Origin of the sequence: Mycobacterium attenuatum (assembly GCF_900566085.1) — a bacterium.
GTDB classification, from domain to species: domain Bacteria; phylum Actinomycetota; class Actinomycetes; order Mycobacteriales; family Mycobacteriaceae; genus Mycobacterium; species Mycobacterium attenuatum.
In genome coordinates this window covers 23,161-44,427 of the sequence record NZ_UPHT01000025.1, presented here as the reverse complement: position 1 = coordinate 44,427, position 21,267 = coordinate 23,161, and the positions used below count along the sequence as shown (strand labels likewise).

The window sequence follows — 21,267 nt, the reverse complement described above, 5'->3', positions numbered from 1 at the left end:
AACCGGAAGCTGTATCAGCGTGAACCGATTTCTCACCTCGATCGTGTCGTGGCTGCGGGCGGGCTATCCCGAGGGAATTCCACCGACCGACTCCTTCGCCGTCCTCGCCCTGCTGGCCCGACGACTGACCAACGACGAAGTGCAGGCCGTCGCCAGCGAGCTCATGCGGCGCGGCGAGTTCGACCAGATCGACATCGGGGTGGTGATCACCCAATTCACCGATGACCTGCCGTCACCGGATGATGTCGAGCGGGTCCGCGCCCGGCTGGCCGCCAACGGCTGGCCGCTCGACGACACCCGCGAGGACCGGGCATAGCCGTCCTGCGGGGGCTGAGCGTCCCGCCGGGCTGCGCTGTCTCGTTGTTGGTGCCCGCCTTGCAGCGGCTTCTCGAGGGCCGTGACCCGGCGCTGGTGGTGACACGGGAAGGCACTGAGTCTACTTGGGCCGCTTTGCGAGTGGGCGACGAGATCGACGACGACGTGGCCCTGGTGGTGACGACATCGGGAACCACCGGTGCGCCCAAGGGCGCGTTGCTGACGGCCGCCGCGTTGACCGCCAGCGGGTCGGCGACCCACCACCGCCTCGGCGGACCGGGCAGCTGGCTGCTGGCCGTGCCGCCGTATCACATCGCCGGCCTGCAGGTGCTGGTGCGCAGCGTGCTGGCCGGTTTTCCGCCGGTCGAGCTGGAAGTCTCCGCGGGCTTCGACCTCACCCGATTGGCCGGCGCGGTAAGGCAATTGGCGCCCGGCCGCCGATACACGTCGCTGGTCGCCGCGCAGCTGGCCAAGGTGCTTACCGATCCGGCTGCGACAGCAGCGCTGGCCGAACTCGATGCCGTGCTGATCGGTGGCGGACCGGCGCCGCGGCCCGTCCTGGACGCCGCAGCGGCGGCCGGCATCAGGGTGGTTCGCAGCTACGGCATGAGCGAGACCGCGGGCGGCTGCGTGTACGACGGTGTCCCGCTCGACGGGGTCCTGCTACGGATCTTGGCCGACGGCCGGATCGCCCTGGGCGGCCCAACCCTGGCCAAGGGCTATCGCAACCGCGTGGATCCCGACCCGTTTGCCGAACCGGGCTGGTTCCACACCGATGACCTTGGCGCCGTCGATGATTCGGGCGTGCTGCGGGTACTGGGGCGGGTGGACGACGCGATCAGCACGGGCGGTTTGACCGTGCTGCCCGGACCGGTCGAGGCGGCATTGGGCAGCCATCCCGCGGTGGCGGACTGCGCGGTGTTCGGCCTGGCCGACGACCGACTGGGACAGCGGGTGGCGGCCGCGATCGTGGTCCGCGTCGGCTGTGCCGCGCCGACGCTGGAGGCGGTGCGCACCCATGTCGCTCACGCCCTGGATCCCACGGCCGCGCCCCGCGAACTGCATATCGTCGACGAACTACCGCGCCGCGGCATCGGCAAAATCGACCGGACGCAGTTGGTGCGCCGGTTCGCCTGCGCCGGCGCCCAAGAAGCTGGGCGCTCGTGAGGATCGCCCGCCGGGAAACATCAGCCGTCGCGGTCGGGGCCGTCCTGGTGGCAGCGGCCTTCGTGTTGCCGCGGATGAACCTAGGGGTCAAACCCCGCCGCGACATCGGCCTGGAGCGTTTTGCCTCCCGCGCCGGCGCCGCGCCGATCTTCGGTTACTGGGATGTTCACGCCAGCTGGGGGACGTGGGCCGCGATCGTGATTGCGCTGGCCGTCGTGGTGTGGGGTCCGGTTGTGACGCAACGTCTTTCGTGGCGGGTGCTGGTCCTGGGCAGCTGGGTCACCGCCTGCGGCTGGGCGTTTTCGCTGGCGATGATCGACGGCTGGCAGCTCGGCTTTGCCGGGCGCTTGACCACCAAAGACGAGTACCTTTCCGAAGTTCCCCGCGTCACCGACATCCCGGCCACGGTGCGCACCTTCGCCAGCCGGATTGTCGACTTCCAGCCGAACTCCTGGACCACCCACGTTTCCGGGCATCCCCCGGCTGCGCTGCTGTCGTTTGTGTGGCTGGACCGGCTCGGCCTGCACGGTGGCGCGTGGGCCGGGCTGCTGTGCCTGCTGGTCGGTTCCAGTGCCGCCGCGGCGGTGGTGATCGCGGTCCGCGCATTGGCCGGCGAGCACACCGCGCGGCGCGCCGCCCCTTTTGTCGCGGTGGCGCCGACGGCGATCTGGGTTGCGGTGTCGGCCGACGGATATTTCGCTGGCGTCGTGGCGTGGGGTATCGCGCTGCTGGCGGTTGGCGTGCACGCGCGAACGCGCTTTCCCGGGCTGACGGCCGCCGGGGCGGGCCTACTGCTGGGCTGGGGCGTATTCCTGAGCTACGGCCTGCTGCTGATGGGGCTGCCCGCATTGGCGGTGCTGGTGTCTTCCAAGGACTGGCGAGCGGCCCTGCGGGTGCTGGGGCCGGCCGTCTTGGCCGCGGCGGCGGTGGCGGTGGCCTTCGCGGTTGCGGGGTTTTCCTGGTTCGAGGGCTATACGCTTGTGCAGCAACGCTATTGGCAGGGTATCGCCCACGACCGGCCGTTTCAGTACTGGAGCTGGGCCAACCTGGCATGCGTGGTCTGCGCGATCGGGCTGGGCAGCGTCGCGGGGATCAGCCGGGTGTTCGACCGTGACGCGATCCGCCGGCGCGCCGGGTTCTATCTGCTGCTACTGGGCGTGCTGGCCGCTGTCGTCTGCGCCGACCTGAGCATGCTGAGCAAGGCCGAGACGGAACGGATCTGGCTGCCGTTCACCATCTGGCTGACCGCCGCGCCGGCCCTGCTGCCGGAGCGATCGGTCCGGCTGTGGCTGGCGGTCAACGCCGCCGGCGCCCTGCTGCTGAACAGCATCATCTTCACCAACTGGTAGGCGGACACATGGAAGAGTCGGCACTGGCGCGTCGGCTCGGGACCACCGATGCGGTGGTGATCGGGCTGGGATCGATGATCGGCGCCGGAGTGTTCGCGGCGTTCGGCCCGGCCGCCCGGGCCGCGGGCGTCGGGCTGTTGATCGGGCTGGCGCTGGCCGCGGCGGTCGCCTACTGCAACGCGATCGCCTCGGCCCGGCTGGCCGCGCGGTATCCGGTTTCCGGCGGCACCTACGTCTACGGGCGGGAACGCCTAGGGCCGTGGTGGGGCTTCGTCGCGGGTTGGGGCTTCGTGATCGGCAAGAGCGCCTCGTGTGCGGCGATGGCGTTGACCGTCGCCTCCTACACCGTCGCCGAATCGGGGTGGGCGCAGCGCGCCGTAGCGGTCGCCGCCGTGGCCGCGTTGGCCGCACTGAACTATCGCGGCATCACCAAGACCGCGATGCTGGCCCGAATTTTGGTGGCGTGCACCTTCATTGCGCTCGCCGTCGTGGTGATCGGCATTGCCGCGGCCAGACCCGGATCCGCCCATCTGGTCCAGTCCTGGTCTGTCGTGACGCCCTACGGGGTGCTGCAGTCGGCGGGACTGCTGTTCTTTGCGTTCGCCGGTTATGCGCGCATCGCCACGATGGGCGAAGAGGTTCGTGACCCGGCCCGCACCATCCCGAAGGCGATAACCGTCGCGCTGACGATCACCGTGGCGACCTATCTGGTGGTCGGGGTGGCGGTGCTGTTGGCCGCCGGCCCGCAGCGGCTAGCCGGTGCCGCGGCTCCGCTGGCCGAGGCGCTGCGCGCCGCCAACGCCGCACGCTTGGTGCCGGTCGTGGCGGTTGGCGGTGCGCTGGCCTCACTCGGTGCGCTGCTGGCACTGATCGCCGGGGTGGGGCGCACCGCGCTGGCGATGGCCCGTCATCGGGACTTGCCCGGCTGGCTGGCCGCGGTCCATCCGCGCTATCAGGTACCGCATCACGCCGAGATCGCGCTGGCGGTGATGGTGTGCATCCTGGTGCTGACCGTCGATCTGCGGGGGATGATCGGTTTCTCGTCGTTCGGGGTGCTGATCTACTACGCGATTGCCAACGCCGCCGCCTATACCTTGCCCGGCCGCAGCCGGATGCGGGTGCGCAGCGTCGCCGGACTTGTCGGTTGCCTGGTGCTGGTCGTCACGCTGCCGTGGCAGTCGGTGGTCGCCGGGCTGGGCGTGTTCGCCGTAGGGATCGTCGGTCGCCTGATCGTGCTGCGGCGAAGGGCGCTGTAGTGGTCACAGCCCGGCCGCGCGGGTGACCCGCGCGAAGCGACTTGCCGGTCCGCAGCCGTCGCGTATCGCTGCGACGTCGCCGACTACGTCGACGTCGGCCAGGCTCGACACGGTAACGACGTCAATGCCGTCGTCGCGCAAAGCCTTTAGCGTTCGCTCACCAGTATCTGTCTGTGACATCGGGACGTCGCGCAGACACTCGGCCGCGGCCGGGGTGTGCACCCCAAGCACCCACCAGCCACCATCGAGCGCCAATCCCAGCACCGCTGGCGCCTCGAGCAGCCGTTGTGCGCACTCGGTCAGCAGCCCGGCGCTGACCTGGGGAGTGTCCATGCCGATTTGCAGCACGGGATACCCGTCTGCGGCGTCGGCGTGTGCATTGGCGAGGCGGTCGGCGAAGCCGTCGCCACGTTGCTCGACCACGGTAAACGATCGCAGTCGCTGCCGGATCTCGGCGGCGTCGGCGGCGTTGTCCAGATCCCCGGTGAGCGCTACCACCCGCGCGGCCACCGGCGCCGCAGCGACCGCATCGAGCGTGTCCAGCAGCGCTGCGGCGGCGATGTCGGCCGCCGCCCGGTCACCAACCGTCGCGGCCAGCCGGGTTTTGGCCAGGCCGGGCACCGGCGCCTTCGCGACCACCAGCACCGTGACCGGTAGCACGTTCACGAGATCACCTTCCAGAAATCCAGAATCGCGATCACGCTGCCGCGCAGGGAACCACTGACCTTCGACTTGCCACCCGCGCGCGGACCGTAGCTGACGTCGAGTTCGACCACCCGCCAGCCGGCTGCCGCGGCGCGAACCAAGAGCTCCAGCGGATACCCCGACCGTCGATCAGCGACCCCCAGAGCCAGCAGCGCCTCCCGCCGAGCCACCCGCATGGGCGCAATGTCGTGCACCGGCAACCCGTGGCGGGTCCGCAGTCGCCAGCTCATCACCACCGTGCCCACCCGCGCCACCCAGGGCCAGCGCAATCCGGGCACCGGACGCCGTCGGCCCGTCACCAGATCAGCGCCCCGCTCCAGTTCGGCTACCAGCCTGGGCAGGTCACCAGGATCCATCGAACCGTCAGCGTCGATGACGGCCACCACGGGAGTTGTCGCGGCCGCCACACCCGCGTGCACCGCGGCGCCATAGCCCGGACGTGGCTCGGAAACCACCTGGGCACCGTGTCGGCGCGCCACCGCCACGGTGTTGTCGGTGCAGTTGTTGTCCACCACCAACGCCCGATAGCCGGCGGGAATTGCGCCCAGCACCGCCGGCAGCGACTCTTCCTCATCAAGACAGGGCAGCACCACCGTCACCACATCGCCGGGCATGCCCATCGACCTTAGGCGAAGCCGCGACCCGGATCAGTGGCCGCCGGAGTGGCCACCGCTGCTGCTGCCACTGCCGCCGCTACTACCGCCGCTACTACCGCCGCTGCCGCTGCCCCCGCCGCTACTACCGCCGCTACTACCGCCGCTGCCCCCGCCGCTACTGCCGCCGCTGCCGCTGCCCCCGCCACCGATTGGCGGCTGCGGAGCCGGGGCCACCGTCTGCGGCGCCGGCGGAGCCACAGTTTGCTGTTGGGTCGGTACCTGTTGGGTCGGTACCTGTTGGGTCGGCACCTGTTGAGTCGGCGCTTGCGTGGGCTCCTGAGTCGGCTGCTGGGTCGGCTGGGGAGCAACGGTGGTCGGAGCGACCGTGGTAGGAGGAACGGTAGTCGGAACGACCGTCGTGGTCACCGGGGCCATGGTCGTCGGCGGCGTGGTGACCTGCGTCGTCGGCGGCGTCGTCACCGGTGTCGTCGGCGGTGTCGTCACCGGTGTCGTCGGCGGCGTCGTTACCGGGGTCGTCGGTGGTGTGGTCGGCGGCGTTGTCACCGGAGTGGTCGGCGGAGTCGTCACTCCCGGCGACCAACCCGGCCACGGCGGAATGATGATTGGAACCGGGATCGGGATGGGTGCGGGCACGACGCCGGGAAGCGCCGGAGCCGGGGCAACCGGCTCCCCGCCGGTGACAGGCGGCGTTTGCTGCCGAGGAACGACACCCTGGACTGCGGGGACAGTGCCTCCTTGGAAACCTGCGGTGGGGTTGTCGACAGGTGGCGGCGGGACCGGCGCCTGCTGCTCCGTGGGCAACAACGGCATGAACTTACCCGGCTGGGCATTCTGGTAGCCCTGGACCGGCTCCGAAGCCGCGGTCGGCCGGATGGCGACCGCCACCGCTACCGCCAGCGAGGCGAATCCGATGACCATGAATGCGACAACGGCATTGCTGATCACCAACGACCGGGCATTGAGCCGCTGACGGCCCGCGGCGGCCGCATCGTCGTCTGCATAGTCGTCGGAGTCGCCCGCATAGTCGTCGTACTCGCCAAAGTCGTCCGCATAGTCGTCATAGTCGCCGGCCTCTGAGTACGCCAGCTGGGCGTCCTCCGCCTCGCCCATCGCCGCGGCCGGCGGCAGGTAAGTCGTCGCGTCTACGTCTCCGTCTGGGGCCACGGCCGGCTGAGCCATCGTCGAACTGAACGCCCCGACGGCCGCCCCGGCAACCAAAGCCGCGCCGCGGGCCAGGGCGAACGTCGGATCGTCGGGAACTTGGACCCGCATCGTCGCGGCGGCCTGCAACTGGTCGGCCAGCACCGCGGTCTGCTCGGCAGAAGTGCCGACCAGCAAAACTTCACCCGGGGCGCCGGACTGCTCGCCGAGTCGCGCCATCAGCGTGTCGAATGCCACCGTGGCGTCACCCTCCACCGGCGCGGCAGCTAACACGGTCGGCGGCGTGTCGCCCGCACCGGCGACCGACAAGCTGGCCGTCTGATCGCCGACCAGCAACACGGCCGAGTCCGAGGCCTGCGCGCCCAACAACGCGGTGGCAGCCTCCGACTCCGACAGCACATCGACGTCGTGAACGCCGGAATCGACCAGGGCCTGCCGTAGTTCGTCGGCTTTGCCATGATCAGCCCAGCACAGCCGGGTAGCGATCAACCGGTGGCCCTCGTCGGCCAGCAACCGGTCGGTGCCGGCCACGGTCTCGGTCAACACCGAAATCGGCTCTTGGGCCACGTCGACTGAGGATTGATCGATCACGGCGGTACCCCCGGAGCCCGCCCCGACAAGCGCCAGCCGCGCGACCGGACCCGCGACCGCGACCCCCAACACGACGTCCATTTACGGTCTCCTTCGGCTGGCGGCCCCACGGCCAGCAATGTCCGGCATCATTAGACTGCGATACGGTCGGCAGTATTCATCTTTTCAGGCGACAAACGCAGCGTAACCGGATTTCCGAAGGGCTGGGTCACACCCGGAACCCCGCTACCTGCCGAGTCGTCCGAATGGAGGATATGTTCGCAATCCAACAACGCCGAACGCCCGGCAGGGGGTTCCCTCGTCGCCGGGCCAACCCCGAGGCAGCCGCAACCGATCTCGATCCCAGGGAGGCATCGTGAGCCTGAGCAGCGACGACACGCCGACCGGCCCGATCATGGGCGCCCGGCCGCCGGCCCCGACCGGTCAGCCACGGGACTCGACACAAAGATGGGACGCCGCGCGGGATCTGACCGCCGGTGCACTTGTTGTCAGTGCGTTGTTCTTTCCATGGAATCTGTATTTCGGCTTCCGAATTCCGGGCAGCAGCAGAATTTTGTTCGGACTGCTGCTTGTGGTGACCCTGTTGTCGTTGACAGCGGCGGTCGTGCCGCATCTGGGCCAACCTCACCCCACTCGGGCGGCCCGGCTGCGGCTGGGTCTCAACATCCCGTATCTGCTGCTCGTGCTGGCGTTCATCGTCTACGACGCATTCCAGACGATCCGCTTCGGTGGCACGGTCAACGTGCCCGGCGGTGTGGGGCCGGGCGGTTGGCTGGGAACCGCCGGCGCGATGCTCAGCGCGCAACCGTTGATCGCCCCCGTCGCCGACGACGACAAGCACCGCAGCTGGTTGTTGGCCGCGCGGATCATCGGCTACGCGTCGATGTTCGGCGCAGCCCTCAGCGCCGGTTTCAACCTCGTGTGGCGGGTGCGATACGCGCTGCATCCCGCGGGGGCCGCCTCCGGTTTCGGCAAGCAGAACATCGTGGTGATCGACACGGCGGTGGTCTACGGCATCGTCGCGCTGATTGCGGTCCTGGTCGCATCCCGGTGGATGCTGAAGGGCACCGAAGACTACCGGTTGTCCACAATCGCGCTGGGCGCCTCGGCGCTGGTCGCGGGAGTCATCGTGTGGATCCTGCCCGTCGGCCGCGAGATCGACGCATTCCACGGCATCGCGCAAAACACCTCGACGGCCGGAGTCGGATACGAGGGTTATCTGGCCTGGGTGGCCGGCGCTGCCATCTTCGCGCCACTGACCGTCGTCCGGTCCCCGGGCGCACGGCCGATAGCCAGGAGTGTCTGGCGGGCAGCGGCCCGAAACGGATTGCTGCTGATCGCCGCGTGGTGTCTGGGCTCGGTGGTGATGAGGCTGACCGACCTCACTACAGCGGTGCTGTTGAATTACCCCTACTCCCGCTACGACACCATGACGCTGGCGGCCTTCGACCTGGCCACCGGGGTACTTGCCATCTGGCTTCGGCTCAACGTGACAAACGATGCGCTGCCCGCCCGGCTGATCTCGTCGCTGTCCGGATTCCTGTTGGCGCTCAGCGTTTCTCGCGTCATCCTTGGCGTCGTTTTGGCCCCGCGCTTTGCAACTCCCCCGGGCGCCCCGGCCAACCCGGTGTACGGCAACAATCTGGCCCAGCAGATCACCAGCACCTTCGACCTGACACTGTGCGGCCTGGCGCTAGGCATCCTGGCCGCCGACCTCATCGCACGGCGGCAACACCCACCGCGGCGAACCCGACCGCACCCGCGACGCCCCCGGTCCGCGAAGCGGCCCATCCCGTCCGGCGCGCGGTCCGCGCTGCCCTCGGAAGCCGAGACGACGCAGTTCCGGGCAGCGGATGCCGGCCATGACGTGCCCACCACCGTCCTGTCCGGACCAGGACCGTCCCCCCGGATCTTCCGGTCGGCCGAGACGACCGGGCCGGTGCGCCCGAAGATCTACCGTCCGCCGGGCGATTCGCAGTAGCGCTCAACGCAGCGCTGCGAACGCGAACTCGCGCAGCCCCTCGACCGGGGCCACGGCCGCACGGAAACCCAGCACGTCGGCGGCGCGCGCCGGATCGGCGACGATGTGGCGCACATCGCCACTGCGGTACTGCCCGGTGATCACCGGAGCCATCGAGTCGCCCCGGGCCTCGCATAGCGCGGTCGCCACCTGCAGGATCGAGATCGGCCGGCCCGAGCACACGTTGACCGCGGTGAACCCACCGCCGTCCGCCGTCAGATTCGCGGCGGCCAGGTTGGCCGCGGCGACGTCGTCGACGTGGACGAAGTCACGCATCTGACCGCCGTCTTCGAAAACCCTTGGCGGCTCGCCCTTTTCCAGTGACGAGCGAAATATCGCCGCCACCCCGGAATACGGGGTGTCGCGGGGCATGCCGGGACCGTAGACGTTGTGGTAGCGCAAGGCCACCACCGAGCCGCCCGTCGACTCCGCCCACGCCAGCGCATAGTGCTCCTGCGCCGTCTTGCTGGCCGCATACAGGCTGCGCGGCCGCAGCGCGGCGTCTTCGTCGACCAGGCGCCAGCCGACCGGCTCACCGCACACCGGGCAGCGATGCTCGAAAACGCCAGCGTCCAGATCGGCCCGCCGCCGCGGCAACGGGTGCACCGATCCATGCTCGGCGCAGTGATAATGCCCCTGCCCATAGACCACCATCGAGGACGCCAGCACCAAGCGACGCACCCCGGCCGCGAACATCTGGGCCAGCAGCACCGTGGTGGCCAGGTCGTTGTGGGCGCCGTATTCGGGCGCGTCGGCGGCATTTACCCCGGCACCCACCATCGCCGCCTGGTGGCACACCAGGTCTATCCCGGCCAGCCACGGAGCCAGGGCGTCGGCATCACGGACGTCCAGCCGGTGACAGCCCGGCGGTAGCTGCGCGTCGGGCCCGTGTGCGGCCGGCAGCAAGGCGTCGACGCCGACCACCTCATAACCCGCGGTACGCAGCGCGACGGCCACCCGCGATCCGATGAAACCGGCCGCACCGGTCAGCAGCACCTTCACGGCAACTCGAACGGCAACGCGACACCGGCATGCAGCAGGCACAAGGTGCAGGTGCGCTTCGGGGCGACCCGGCCGATCGCCGCCCGCATCAGCTGCTTGAGCATCTCGATGTTCTCCCCAAAGTTGGCGAACACGTCGGCCGCTGTAACTCCCTCCCCGACGCCGACACCCGCGTCGATATCAGTAACCAAAGCGATTGCGGCATAGCATAATTCCAGCTCTCTGGCGAGGACGGCCTCAGGGTAGCCGGTCATGTTGACCAGGCTGAACCCCGCTGCGGCAAACCACTGACTTTCCGCGCGAGTTGAAAACCGCGGACCCTGGACCACTACCAGGGTGCCGCCGTCGACCACATCGGGCAGGCCGGTGACCGCGCCGCGCAGCGCCGGACAGTACGGATCGGCGAAGGTGGCATGCACACCGCCGGAGTCGAAGTAGGTGTCGGCCCGGCTCCGGGTGCGATCGACCAGCTGGTCGGGCACCACCACGGCGCCGGGCCCGAGCCGCGGAGTCAAGCTACCCACGGCACAGGGGGCGAACACCCGTCGCACCCCGAGGGCACGCAGCGCCCACATGTTGGCCCGGTATGGCACGGTGTGCGCCGAGTACTGGTGCTGCAGGCCATGGCGCGGCAGGAATGCGACGTCGTGGTCGCCGACGGTGCCTATCGTGATCGGGCCGCTGGGCCGGCCGTACGGGGTGTCCGGCTCGACGGTGCGCGCATCGGAACCGAAGAAGGTGTAGAACCCGGTACCGCCGATCACTGCGAGCATCCGATCATTGTGGTCTATGGCCCGCAGGTTGATCGCGGGTGCAGGGCACCGGCAGGATGCCTTTGTGGCCAGTTTCGCGCAGTGGATCGCCGGCGCTCGCCCGCGAACCCTGCCGAACGCGGTGGCGCCCGTCGTCGCCGGCACCGGCGCCGCGGCCGGGCTGCACGCCGCCGTGTGGTGGAAAGCCCTGCTGGCACTGGTGGTCGCGGTTGCGCTGACCGTCGGCGTCAACTACGCCAACGACTATTCCGACGGCATCCGGGGCACCGACGACGAACGAGCCGGCCCGGTGCGGCTGGTCGGCTCCCGGCTCGCGGCCCCGCGATCGGTGTTGACCGCCGCAATGGCCAGTCTGGCGGTCTCCGCGGTGGCCGGACTGGCGCTGGCGCTGGTGAGCCAGCCGTGGCTGATCGCGGTCGGCGCCGCCTGCATCGCCGGGGCCTGGCTGTACACCGGCGGAGCGAAACCCTACGGCTACTCCGGCTTCGGCGAGGTCGGGGTGTTCGTGTTCTTCGGCCTGATAGCCGTGCTCGGTACCCAGTACACGCAGGCCTTGCGGGTGGACTGGGTGGGGTTGGCGCTGGCCGTCGCGACAGGGTCGCTGTCGTCGTCGGTGCTGGTGGCCAACAACCTGCGCGACATCCCGACCGACACGGTGGCCAACAAGATCACCCTGGCGGTGCGGCTGGGCGACGCCCGCACCCGAGTCCTGTACCAGGCGCTGCTGATCGCGGCCGGAGCATTGACCCTGCTATTGATGATCGCGACGCCATGGTGTGCCCTGGGCCTGGTGGCCACGCCGCTGGTCCTGCGGGCGGCCGCGCCGGTGCGATCCGGCCGCCGCGGCCCCGAGCTGATCCCGGTGCTGCGTGATACCGGACTGGCGATGTTGGTGTGGGCTGTCACGGTGGCCGCGGCATTGGCGGTGGCCGCGTGAGCCGGTGCGACGGGGACCGGCCCGCGTTCGGGACGGGCGCCCGCGCTGCGCAGCGACCCTGGGCGCACACTCGACATGTGGATAACAGCTATCGAGGACGGGTATGACGGAGATCGCCACAGCCAGCGGGAACAGGAACATCGGGTTGCTCAGCGTGGGGGCGTACCGGCCCGTGCGGGTGGTCACCAACGACGAGATATGCCAGCACATCGACTCATCCGATGAATGGATCTACACCCGAACCGGTATCAAGACCCGCCGGTTCGCCGCCGCCGACGAATCCGCCGCGTCAATGGCCATCGAAGCAAGCCGACGGGCAATAGACAGCGCCTGCATCGCGGGAAGCGACATCGACGGCGTCATTGTCGCGACCAGCACCCACTTTCTGCAAACCCCCGCCTGTGCCCCGATAGTCGCTGCGGCGCTGGACACCCAAAGCGTCCCCGCTTTCGACATCTCGGCGGGATGCGCGGGTTTCGGATACGCGGTGGGGGTGGCGGCCGACATGATCCGCGGCGGCAGCGCCGGCACGGTGCTGGTGGTCGGCACCGAGAAACTGTCGCCTACGGTTGACATGAAGGACAGGAGCAACTGCTTCATCTTCGCCGACGGCGCCGCCGCGGTGGTGGTCGGCCAGACGCCCAGCCAAGGTATCGGACCGACCGTTTGGGGTAGCGACGGCGAACAGGCCACGGCGATACGGCAGGACATCGACTGGATCACCCACGCGGAGAACCCAACGGGGCCAAGGCCTTTCCTGCGCCTGGAAGGTACCGCGGTCTTTCGGTGGGCGGCATTCGAGATGGGCAAAGTCGGTCAGCGCGCCCTGGACGCGGCCGGCGTCAGCCCCGACGAGATCGATGTGTTCATTCCGCATCAAGCCAACAGCCGGATCAACGAACTGCTCGCCAAGACGCTGCAACTACGACCGGATGCGGTGGTGGCCAACGACATCGAGCACACCGGCAACACCTCGGCCGCGTCCATTCCGCTGGCGATGGCCGAACTCCTGGAGACCGAGGCCGCCAAACCCGGCGATTTGGCGTTGCTCATCGGCTACGGCGCCGGCCTCAGCTATGCCGCGCAGGTAGTCCGAATGCCCCAGGCGCCGAAGGCATAACCGAGACTTCAGCTTTCGCCGGCATCCGCATCGGGTTTCTGATCATCGGGATTTTCGCCGCGCAACCGGGCCCGCAACCGTTCGCGTTCGGCGCGCCGGCGCTCCCCCGCGGCCGCCAGGGCCGCGGTGGCACGCCGGCGCAGCGGAGTAAACACCCACATACCCAAAGGCATCGCGATGATCAGGCCGAACAGCAGGGCAACGATCACCGGGAATTCGGCGATGCCGGCCAGGCGCGCCGCCCCGTAGATCACCCCCGTCACCGCCACAGCGAGCAGCAACCGGGCGGTGGCGTAGAACGCCACGTCGACGAGACCACGGCTGCCGGCGGTTTTCTCGGCGCTGTTGGCGTCAGGCACTGTTGACACAGCCTGAGCCTACGGCGCGGGTATATTCGCTCACAGGAGGTGTCGAGTGCTTTACCTGCTCGTCGTCCTGGTATTGGGGACGCTGATCTACATCGGCTGGCGTGCGGCACGTTCGCAGGCACACCGGCCCAAGACTCGCGTTATCGGACCCGACGACGACCCAGAGTTCTTGCGCCGGCTGGGACAAGGGTGACCGGCGCCAGGTCAACCTAGATAAAGGCCGGGTTGGTTCGGCGCTGATCGTTAGGAAAACCGTCGGCGACAACCGCGGCTAACTCCATGAGCGCCTCCCGAGTCTCCCGCTTCAACCGCTCGACGCGGATCTCGGCGCCCTCTTCGAGATGCGGGTCGAACGGCACCAGCCGCACGGCACGGCACCGCCGTGAGAAGTGATCGACCACCTTTTGCATGTCGACCTTGCCGGACCGCGGCCGAACGGCATTGATCACCGCGACCGAGCCGCGTACCAGCTCGTCGTAACCGTGGGCGTCCAGCCAGTCCAATGTGGCTGAGGCGCTGCGGGCGCCATCGATGGATGCCGAGCTGACCACGATCAGCACGTCGGCCTTGGCCAATACCGCCGACATGGCCGAATGCAGCAACCCGGTTCCGCAGTCGGTGAGCACCAGGCCGTAGAACCGCTCAAGGATCTCGAGGGTGCGGGCGTAATCGTCGGCGCTGAACGCCTCCGAGACCGCCGGATCGCTTTCCGAGGCCAGCACTTCCAGCCTGCTCGGTCCCACCGAGGTGTAGCTGCGGACGTCGCTGTAGCGCTCGATGCCGTCGACGTCGCGCAGTAGATGGCGCACGGTGGCCGGCGTCTCCAACGGCACCTTCTGGCTCAGCGTTCCCCGGTCCGGGTTGGCGTCCACCGCCACCACCCGGTCACCGCGGATGGAGGCGAAGGTGCCGCCCAGGGTGGCGGTGATGGTGGTCTTGCCGACGCCGCCTTTCAGGGAGAGCAGCGCGATCCGATAGCAGCCGCGCAACGGCCGGTTGACCGCAACCACCAGGTCGTTGTAACGGTCGACCCGCGGGCTTTCCCCCAGGTTGATCAGCTTGCCGGACGCCATGTAGAGCCAGCGGCGCCAGCCCTCCGACGGCGGCGGTTTGACCTGCCGCAACAGTGTGCTCGTAGACAGTTCCGGATAAGGCGCCGACGGCGGGCACGCCGGCCGCTGGGCCGTCTCCCCGGAATCGGCCGGCCGGCCACCAAAGTAGCCGTAGGGCTGCGAATCCGTTATCGGCGGCAGTCCCTTGGCCGGGGTGGTGGCCGCCCATGCGCGCGGCTCGGCCCGGGTGGGCGGCGGCGGCACGGCATGCGTCTCCGATTCGGCGAACCGTCGCTCGGTGCGAAATCCGGCGAAGGCCCGGGTGGGCGCCTCGCTGGAGTCGCCGCCCGGCTCGCCGGCCGGCAACTGGGTCGTCGGGCGATCGGCTTCCGGGCGCTCCCGCCCGAGTGGCGCCCCCACGCCGCCCTCCGTCGGATGGTCAGACACGTACCCGTCCCCTCGTCGCAGTACTCGGTCTATGTACCCGCTGCCTGGTCAGCCCACACCGGCATAGGAGTGCAAACCGACGGTAACCAGGTTAACGAAGAACAAGTTGAAGACCATGGCCACGAAGCCGACGACGTTGACCCAGGCCGCCTTCCGGTCCCGCCAACCCGCGGTTGACCTGGCATGAAGGTATGCGGCATACACCACCCACGCGACGAAGGACACGGTTTCCTTGGGGTCCCAGCCCCAGTAGCGGCCCCAGGCTTCCTCGGCCCAGATAGCGCCGAAGATGACCCCGAAGCCGAACACCGGAAAGGCGAAGATCGTGGTGCGGTAGGCGATCCGGTCCAGCGTTTGGGCGTCGGGGAACCGCTGTACCAGACGCGCCAACGCACCCTCGGTTTCGGGCTCACCCAGGCGCGAAGTCCGCAGCAAGAACAAGATGCTGGCGATACCCGCGACCAGGAACACCCCCGAGCCGAGGCTGACCACCGACACGTGAATGGGCAGCCAGTACGACTGCAGTGCCGGCATCACCGGGGCGGCGTTGGCGTAGAGCCAGCGCCCGGACACCGTCAGCAGGATCAAAACCGGCACCAGCAGGAAGACCCACAACGGCCGGTATTGCGGGCGGCGCAACACCACCGCACCGGCGATCAGCCCGGACATGCAGGTGAGGTTGATGAACTCGTACATGTTTCCCCAGGGCACCCGCATGGTGGCCAGGCCGCGCAGCACGATGCAGGCCGCAAGCAGCCCGATGCCCAGGTAGAGCACGGCCAGCCCGGCTCGCCCGACACGTTCGTCGAACGGCCGCTGCGGACCGTCGGCCACGATGCCCGGGGTGGCGCTGTCGACGGCGACCGGTCCGGCGCCCACCGCGACCGGTTCGAGCTTGCGGCCGCGCACATAGGCCAGCTCGAAGGCCAGCAGCAGCAGCGCCACCACCAGCGCCACCACCGCCGAGGTGAACGCCCAGTCGGAGTAGCGGGCCAGGCCGATATTGATGTGCGCGGTATTCATGTGACGTCCTGCGGGCTCCTTCTGGCGGGCGCCGTTTCGGCAAGTCCGGCCAATAACTGCTCGGTCAACCGCTCGAACTCGTCACCCCAGCCGGAGTTGTCGGTCCGCGCCAGGCCGCCCAGCTCGACGTTCACCGTACCTGCCGCGGGCGTCAGCCGAATCCACACCCGGCGGCGGCGCACCAGCAGCGACACCAGCAGCCCGGCCATCATCATGACGGCGAACACCAGCACCCACGTCTGGCCGGGATCGTGGGAGACCTGCAGGTTGACGAACGGCACCGCACCGTCGAAGCGCACGGTGGTGCCGTCCTGATCGAGGCGGACCTGTTCACCGGCGCGCAGGTTGATCCGTTTTTGCTTGGTTAGCCGGCCCTGTTCGATCAGCCGGTGGTCCAGAGTGAACAGCGACTGGGGCCGCCCGGTGTCCAGGCCGGTGTCGCCGCGGTAGATGTCGATGGCCACCGCGGGGGCGTCCAAAGCCGGGAAGCGTGATGACAACAGGGTGCCGTCGAGCTGCTCCGTCGGCGCCAGCAGGCCCTGGATCGCGATTTGGTGTTGACGACGCTGGTTGGCGTCGGGGTAGCTGCCGGCCGGCGGGTCGATGCGGATCACGCCCGACGACAGCAGGGTCTGCGGGTTGTCGGGTCGCCATTGCACAGTCGACGTGCGGGTTTGCCCGTCGGGGAAGGTCACGGTGAAGGTGGGCGCGTAGCCGTGGCCCTGCAGGTAGACCCGGTCGCCGCCGACCCGCAGCGGGTGGTTGACCTCCAGCCGGTAGGGCCGCCAGATGTTGGCCGACAGATCGTCTCCGGCTTGATAAGCGATGTCCGCAGCAAACGACGTCGCCTGGCCGGACGGCTGGTAGTGCGCCTGGAAGTCGTGGACCCGGATACAGATGGGATGCAGCGACGTGCCGTCGACGGTGTTGCCGGCGCGAAACGAGTCGAACGCCGCCGGTGAGGCCGAACAGAAGCCGGGGCCGCCGTCGGCGATGACGATGACGTTGCCCTCGTAGCCGAACAGCTTGCCGGCGGCCACCGCGACCAGCAGGCCCAGCAGCGAGAAGTGGAACACGATATTGCCGAATTCGCGCACGTAGCCCTTCTCGGCGGAAACCTCGACGGTTTCGGGGGCCGCCTGGTCGTTGTGGCGGACGGCGGTGCGCCAACCACGCAGCCTGGCCGCGACGGTCGCGGCCAGGATTTCGGGGTCCCCGGCGAGCTGGGAACTGGCGTGCTTGGGCAGCCGCGCCAGGTTGCGCGGAGCGGCCACCGGAGCGGCCCGCAGGCCGCGGGCGTGCTCGATCATCCGCGGGGTTAGGCAACCGACCAGCGACACGAACAGCAGCACGTAGATGGCGGTGAACCAGAAGCTGGAGAACACGTCGAAGGCCTGCAGCTCGTTGAGCCACGGGCCGACCACGGGGTGGGCTTTGAGATAGTCGTCGACTTTGCCGGCGTTGAGGCTGCGCTGCGGCAGCAGCGCCCCGGGAATGGCCCCAAGCGCCAGCAGAAACAGCAGCACCAGCGCGGTGCCCATCGACGTCAACGACCGCCAGGTGTTACGCGCCTTCCCCGCGAGCAGCCGCAAAAGCCCCCCAAAACCGCCGGTTTTGGGGGCTTTTGCGGCTGCTCGCCCACCTACTCGTGCCGTCAAATCGGCAACCTCACGTCGGAAACGAAGGCGTCGCGCAGCCAGGACACGACGTCGTTCCAGACGCCGGTGACCAGCGCCAGGCCGACGCTGATCAGCAACACACCGCCGAAGACCTGGATAGCCCTGGTGTGCCGGCGCAGCCAGCCAAGGCCCGCAACCGCCCCCGCCGAACCGAACGCCAGCAAGATAAACGGAATACCCAGCCCCAGGCAGTAGGCGATCACCAACGCGATGCCGCGCGCCACGCTGGCGCCGTCGGTGGCCGAGGCAACGGTGATCACCCCCGTCAGCGTCGGCCCCAGGCACGGCGTCCAGCCCAGCGCGAACACCGCACCCAGCAGGGGCGCGCCGCCCACCGTCGTCAACAGCCGCGGACTGACCTTGACCTGACGCTGCAGGGCCGGGATGAGCCCCACGAACGCCAGCCCCATCACAACCGTCACCACCCCGCCGATCCGCTGCAGCAGCACCTGGTTGCTGATCAGCGTGGTCGTCATGCCCAGCACGGCGACCGTGCCCAGCACGAACACCGTGGTGAACCCGGCGACGAACAGCGCCGCAGATCCGGCGACCCGCCACCGGGCCGCGGGCGGCGCCTTGAGCGCCCCGGGCAGTGGCTCCTCGTTGACGCCGACCACACCCGCCAGATACGAGAGATAGCCCGGCACCAACGGCACCACGCAGGGCGAGGCGAACGACACCAGCCCGGCCAACACGCATACGCCGAGCGCCAGCAGCAGCGGGCCGGCGGCGGCGACCTCGGTGAAACCGGTCATTGCCGTCCCGGCGAGGATTCTTCGGCCGCTACCCGCTGCACCACGGGTTGCAGGTCCTCGGCCAGCAACTCGCGCAGAAACACCGCCGCGACCCGGTGCTGGCGATCCAGCACCAGAGTGGACGGGATGACGGTCGTCGGATACTTGCCGCCGAACGCGATCAGGGTGCGCATCGCCGGGTCGTAGATGGACGGGAACGTGACGTGCCGGTCGTTGACGAAATCCAGTGCGGCGTCGCGGCTGTTGTCGCGCACGTCGATGCCGAGGAAGGACACTCCGGCACCGTGCGTGGCGTCATACACCCGCTGCAGCTGGGTGATCTCGGCGCGGCACGGCCCGCACCACTGACCCCAGACGTTGACGACGACGACCTGCCCGGGGAAGTCGTCGAGCGACAGCGTGCGCGCCGGGTCGCGCAGGTCCGGCCCGGACAGCGTGCCCGGCCGGCCGCGGCCGGCCGGCGGGTCGTAGAAGATGTCGGTCTTGCCTCCGGGGGAGACGAATTCGAAGGTGCCGCCCTGGGCGACGGCATCGCGTCCGGAGCAGGCGCTCAGCATGGCTGCCACCGCCAGCGCAACCGCGAGCCGCCGCACGCTCAGCCGCCTGCCGGTTCGGAGTACACCACGTCGATCAGCCGGTCGCCGTCGTACACCAGGGAGGTCACCGACGCCAGCGAGCACTCCCGGCGCCGCGGGTCGTGCCAGAGCCGCCTGCCGGTCATATGTAGCCGCAGCGTCCACACCGGCAGCTGGTGGCTGACGCACACCACCTCGTGGCCGGCGGCCCGCACTCGCGCCTTGTCCACCGCGGTGGACATCCGCTGCGCGATCTGGGTGTACGGCTCACCCCACGATGGGGTGAACGGGTTGCGGAATTGCCACCAGACCCGCAGGTCACGCCAGGCGCCGTTACCGAGGCCGACGTGGCGGCCCTCGAAGAAATTCGCCGATTCGATCAGGTCGTGGTCGGTGTCCACCGGCAGCTCGTGTCGGGCGGCGATGGGCGCGGCGGTCTCCTGAGCGCGTTGCAGCGGAGAGGCGATCACCGCGACCACGTCGCGGCCGGCCAGGAACTCGGCGACGGCCGCCGCCTGCGCCTGGCCGGCTTCGGACAGCCGGAAGCCGGGCAGCCGGCCGTAGAGCACGCCACTGGGGTTGTGCACCTCGCCGTGGCGCACCACATGGACCCGGGTTTCTTCGGCCATCAAGCTGTGTCCTCTCGGGCGGCAGCAGCGGCCCGACGGGCCGCACCAGGCAGCGCGTCGGCGATCCGCTCGAACGCGGCGGCATCGAGGGCGGCCGAGACGAACCACGCCTCGAAGGCGCTGCACGGCGGGTAGACACCCGCGTCCAGCAGGGCATGAAAGAACGGGGGATAACGCCAGGTCTGGCTGGCTCGCGCCGACGCGAAGTCGGTCACCGGCCGGTCGGTGAAGAACACGCTGAGCATGTTGCCGGCCCGTGGAATCTGATGCGGCACCCCGGCCTCGGTCAGCGCCTCGGCCAGCAGCCGGGCCAGCCGGTCGGCGTTGGCGTCCAGCGCCGCATACACCACGTCGTCGGCGGTCCGCAGCGTGGCCAGCCCGGCGGCCACCGCCACCGGGTTGCCCGACAGCGTCCCGGCTTGATACACCGGCCCCAGCGGCGCCAGCTTCTGCATCACCTCGGCCCGGCCGCCGAACGCGGCGGCGGGCAGCCCGCCGCTCATCACCTTGCCGAAGGTGAACAGGTCGGCGGCCACCGGGTCAAGGCCGTACCAGCCACTTCGGCTGACCCGGAAACCGGTCATCACTTCGTCGACGATCAGCAGCGCGCCGTGCTCGGCGGTGATCGAGCGCAGCGCGGCGTTGTAGCCGGGCCCGGGCGCGACGACGCCCATATTGCCCGGGCTGGCCTCGGTGATCACCGCGGCGATCTGCTCGCCGTAACGCGCAAAACTCTCCCGGACGGCGTCGATGTCGTTGTAAGGCAACACGATGGTGTCGGCCGCCGCGGCGCCGGTGACCCCCGGCGACGACGGCAGGCCGAGCGTGGCCACGCCCGAGCCCGCATCAGCCAGCAGCGCGTCGACGTGGCCGTGATAGCAGCCGGAGAACTTGATGATCTTGGCGCGGCCGGTGTAGCCGCGCGCCAGCCGGACCGCGCTCATGGTGGCTTCGGTGCCAGAATTGACCAGCCGTATCCGCTCGACGGGTGCCACCCGGGCGATGATCTCGGCGGCGAGCTCCGTCTCGGCCGGCGTGGGCGCCCCGAACGACAGGCCGTTCGCTGCAGCTGAGGCGACAGCGTCGACGACGGCGGGATGGGCATGGCCGAGAATCATCGGGCCCCAGGAGCAGACCAGGTCGACGTAGTGGTTGCCGTCGGCGTCGGTGAGCCGGCAGCCGTGCGCTTGGGTGATGAACCGAGGAGTGCCGCCGACCGCGGTGAACGCGCGCACCGGAGAGTTGACTCCGCCGGGGATCACCCCGCAGGCGTCGGCGAACAGCTGCGCGGAAACCCCTGTTCGCGCGCTCACCTGGTCAGTGCTGCTCATGACGACTAGTGTCCCAGCCGCCGCGGCCCGGTCAACTACAGGGTGTAAGAGTCCGCCGGTAGCCGCGGGTGTAAGCACGCCCAAGCCAGCCAGAGTGGGCGTGGCATCCGCGGGCCTGGTGACGGCAGTACTCACCGGCGGCCGCGGCAGCGACAACCCGGTGATCGACTCGTCCAACCGCGGCTCGGACTCCCACACCACGGACACGACTGTCCAGAACGCCTACATCGTGCCCCGCTTTCGACCCGGGTCGTGTGCGATACAGGTGGGTGACGCCGCGGCGCTGGCTTTCACGGCCACCAACAATCGCAGTACCGAATCGGAACACCTGCGCTCGATCGCCACCGACGCGGCCGATGCCGTGCACATCGTCCCGGCCGCGCCACTGCAAATCC

21 protein-coding genes are annotated in these 21,267 nt (G+C 69.3%); 8 read left to right on the top strand and 13 right to left on the bottom strand.

Translation table 11 applies throughout. The annotated features are described in order from the left end of the window. Positions 1-19: 19 nt before the first annotated feature. The 4 genes from EET13_RS04070 to EET13_RS04055 are packed head-to-tail and all read left to right on the top strand — an operon-like array spanning position 20 to position 4,087. The gene (locus EET13_RS04070) at positions 20-316 is read left to right on the top strand and encodes a DUF3349 domain-containing protein (protein WP_122441086.1); all 297 of its coding nucleotides are present in this window, start codon (positions 20-22) and stop codon (positions 314-316) included. A 44-nt stretch (positions 317-360) separates the two neighbouring features. Further along, positions 361-1,482, top strand: a complete 1,122-nt coding sequence (gene menE / locus EET13_RS04065; protein WP_122441085.1) for an o-succinylbenzoate--CoA ligase — start codon at positions 361-363, stop codon at positions 1,480-1,482. Beyond that, entirely contained in the window at positions 1,479-2,831 is a 1,353-nt protein-coding gene (locus EET13_RS04060) for a hypothetical protein (protein ID WP_122441084.1), read from the top strand. Before menE ends, EET13_RS04060 begins: the two co-directional genes overlap by 4 nt. Positions 2,832-2,839: 8 nt before the next feature. After that, entirely contained in the window at positions 2,840-4,087 is a 1,248-nt protein-coding gene (locus EET13_RS04055; protein WP_122441083.1) for an APC family permease, read from the top strand. Between the two features lie 3 nt (positions 4,088-4,090). On the opposite strand, the gene EET13_RS04050 is transcribed toward EET13_RS04055, so the two are convergent. Genes EET13_RS04050 through EET13_RS04040 form a run of 3 tightly spaced genes read right to left on the bottom strand, consistent with a single transcriptional unit; the run spans position 4,091 to position 7,242 of the window. After that, entirely contained in the window at positions 4,091-4,753 is a 663-nt protein-coding gene (locus tag EET13_RS04050) for a TIGR04282 family arsenosugar biosynthesis glycosyltransferase (RefSeq protein WP_122441082.1), read from the bottom strand. After that, the gene (locus EET13_RS04045; protein ID WP_211186344.1) at positions 4,750-5,406 is read right to left on the bottom strand and encodes a glycosyltransferase family 2 protein; all 657 of its coding nucleotides are present in this window, start codon (positions 5,404-5,406) and stop codon (positions 4,750-4,752) included. Before EET13_RS04045 ends, EET13_RS04050 begins: the two co-directional genes overlap by 4 nt. 33 nt (positions 5,407-5,439) lie before the next feature. Continuing rightward, positions 5,440-7,242, bottom strand: coding sequence for a DUF7159 family protein (locus EET13_RS04040; protein ID WP_122441081.1), 1,803 nt, complete (start codon positions 7,240-7,242; stop codon positions 5,440-5,442). Between the two features lie 313 nt (positions 7,243-7,555). On the opposite strand from EET13_RS04040, the gene EET13_RS04035 reads away from it, so the two are divergent. After that, complete coding sequence (locus tag EET13_RS04035) at positions 7,556-9,142, top strand: DUF7937 domain-containing protein (protein WP_122441110.1); 1,587 nt, start codon at positions 7,556-7,558, stop codon at positions 9,140-9,142. Between the two features lie 3 nt (positions 9,143-9,145). On the opposite strand, the gene EET13_RS04030 is transcribed toward EET13_RS04035, so the two are convergent. Next, the gene (locus EET13_RS04030) at positions 9,146-10,183 is read right to left on the bottom strand and encodes an NAD-dependent epimerase/dehydratase family protein (RefSeq protein ID WP_122441080.1); all 1,038 of its coding nucleotides are present in this window, start codon (positions 10,181-10,183) and stop codon (positions 9,146-9,148) included. Next, entirely contained in the window at positions 10,180-10,956 is a 777-nt protein-coding gene (locus tag EET13_RS04025) for an S-methyl-5'-thioadenosine phosphorylase (RefSeq protein ID WP_211186343.1), read from the bottom strand. The genes EET13_RS04030 and EET13_RS04025 overlap by 4 nt, the downstream gene beginning before the upstream one ends. Before the next feature lie 64 nt (positions 10,957-11,020). On the opposite strand from EET13_RS04025, the gene EET13_RS04020 reads away from it, so the two are divergent. Both EET13_RS04020 and fabH read left to right on the top strand, forming a co-directional pair. Then, positions 11,021-11,893 carry a 1,4-dihydroxy-2-naphthoate polyprenyltransferase gene (locus EET13_RS04020; RefSeq protein WP_122441108.1) on the top strand — a complete coding sequence of 291 codons (873 nt, stop codon included), beginning with the start codon at positions 11,021-11,023 and terminating at the stop codon, positions 11,891-11,893. Positions 11,894-11,996: 103 nt separating this feature from the next. Further along, a complete protein-coding gene (gene fabH, locus EET13_RS04015; RefSeq protein WP_122441079.1) occupies positions 11,997-13,013 on the top strand; it encodes a beta-ketoacyl-ACP synthase III in 1,017 nt (338 codons plus the stop codon). An 8-nt stretch (positions 13,014-13,021) separates the two neighbouring features. Here the strand turns inward: fabH and EET13_RS04010 are convergent, their stop codons facing one another. Further along, a complete protein-coding gene (locus EET13_RS04010; protein ID WP_122441078.1) occupies positions 13,022-13,372 on the bottom strand; it encodes a DUF4229 domain-containing protein in 351 nt (116 codons plus the stop codon). A gap of 55 nt (positions 13,373-13,427) precedes the next feature. On the opposite strand from EET13_RS04010, the gene EET13_RS04005 reads away from it, so the two are divergent. Next, positions 13,428-13,574 carry a hypothetical protein gene (locus tag EET13_RS04005; protein ID WP_122441077.1) on the top strand — a complete coding sequence of 49 codons (147 nt, stop codon included), beginning with the start codon at positions 13,428-13,430 and terminating at the stop codon, positions 13,572-13,574. A gap of 16 nt (positions 13,575-13,590) precedes the next feature. On the opposite strand, the gene EET13_RS04000 is transcribed toward EET13_RS04005, so the two are convergent. The 7 genes from EET13_RS04000 to hemL all read right to left on the bottom strand — a co-directional run bounded on the left by EET13_RS04000 (position 13,591) and on the right by hemL (position 20,872). After that, the gene (locus EET13_RS04000; RefSeq protein WP_122441076.1) at positions 13,591-14,880 is read right to left on the bottom strand and encodes a MinD/ParA family ATP-binding protein; all 1,290 of its coding nucleotides are present in this window, start codon (positions 14,878-14,880) and stop codon (positions 13,591-13,593) included. 48 nt (positions 14,881-14,928) lie between these two features. Continuing rightward, on the bottom strand, positions 14,929-15,903 hold the full coding sequence (gene ccsB, locus EET13_RS03995; protein ID WP_122441075.1) for a c-type cytochrome biogenesis protein CcsB: 975 nt from the start codon (positions 15,901-15,903) through the stop codon (positions 14,929-14,931). Next, positions 15,900-17,444 carry a cytochrome c biogenesis protein ResB gene (locus EET13_RS03990; protein WP_122441074.1) on the bottom strand — a complete coding sequence of 515 codons (1,545 nt, stop codon included), beginning with the start codon at positions 17,442-17,444 and terminating at the stop codon, positions 15,900-15,902. Before EET13_RS03990 ends, ccsB begins: the two co-directional genes overlap by 4 nt. 113 nt (positions 17,445-17,557) lie before the next feature. After that, positions 17,558-18,337, bottom strand: a complete 780-nt coding sequence (locus EET13_RS03985) for a cytochrome c biogenesis CcdA family protein (RefSeq protein WP_122441073.1) — start codon at positions 18,335-18,337, stop codon at positions 17,558-17,560. Next, positions 18,334-18,936 carry a TlpA disulfide reductase family protein gene (locus EET13_RS03980; RefSeq protein WP_244603750.1) on the bottom strand — a complete coding sequence of 201 codons (603 nt, stop codon included), beginning with the start codon at positions 18,934-18,936 and terminating at the stop codon, positions 18,334-18,336. Before EET13_RS03980 ends, EET13_RS03985 begins: the two co-directional genes overlap by 4 nt. Next, complete coding sequence (locus tag EET13_RS03975) at positions 18,933-19,541, bottom strand: histidine phosphatase family protein (protein WP_122441072.1); 609 nt, start codon at positions 19,539-19,541, stop codon at positions 18,933-18,935. Before EET13_RS03975 ends, EET13_RS03980 begins: the two co-directional genes overlap by 4 nt. Continuing rightward, complete coding sequence (hemL, locus tag EET13_RS03970) at positions 19,541-20,872, bottom strand: glutamate-1-semialdehyde 2,1-aminomutase (protein WP_122441071.1); 1,332 nt, start codon at positions 20,870-20,872, stop codon at positions 19,541-19,543. Before hemL ends, EET13_RS03975 begins: the two co-directional genes overlap by 1 nt. Positions 20,873-21,267: the final 395 nt, after the last annotated feature.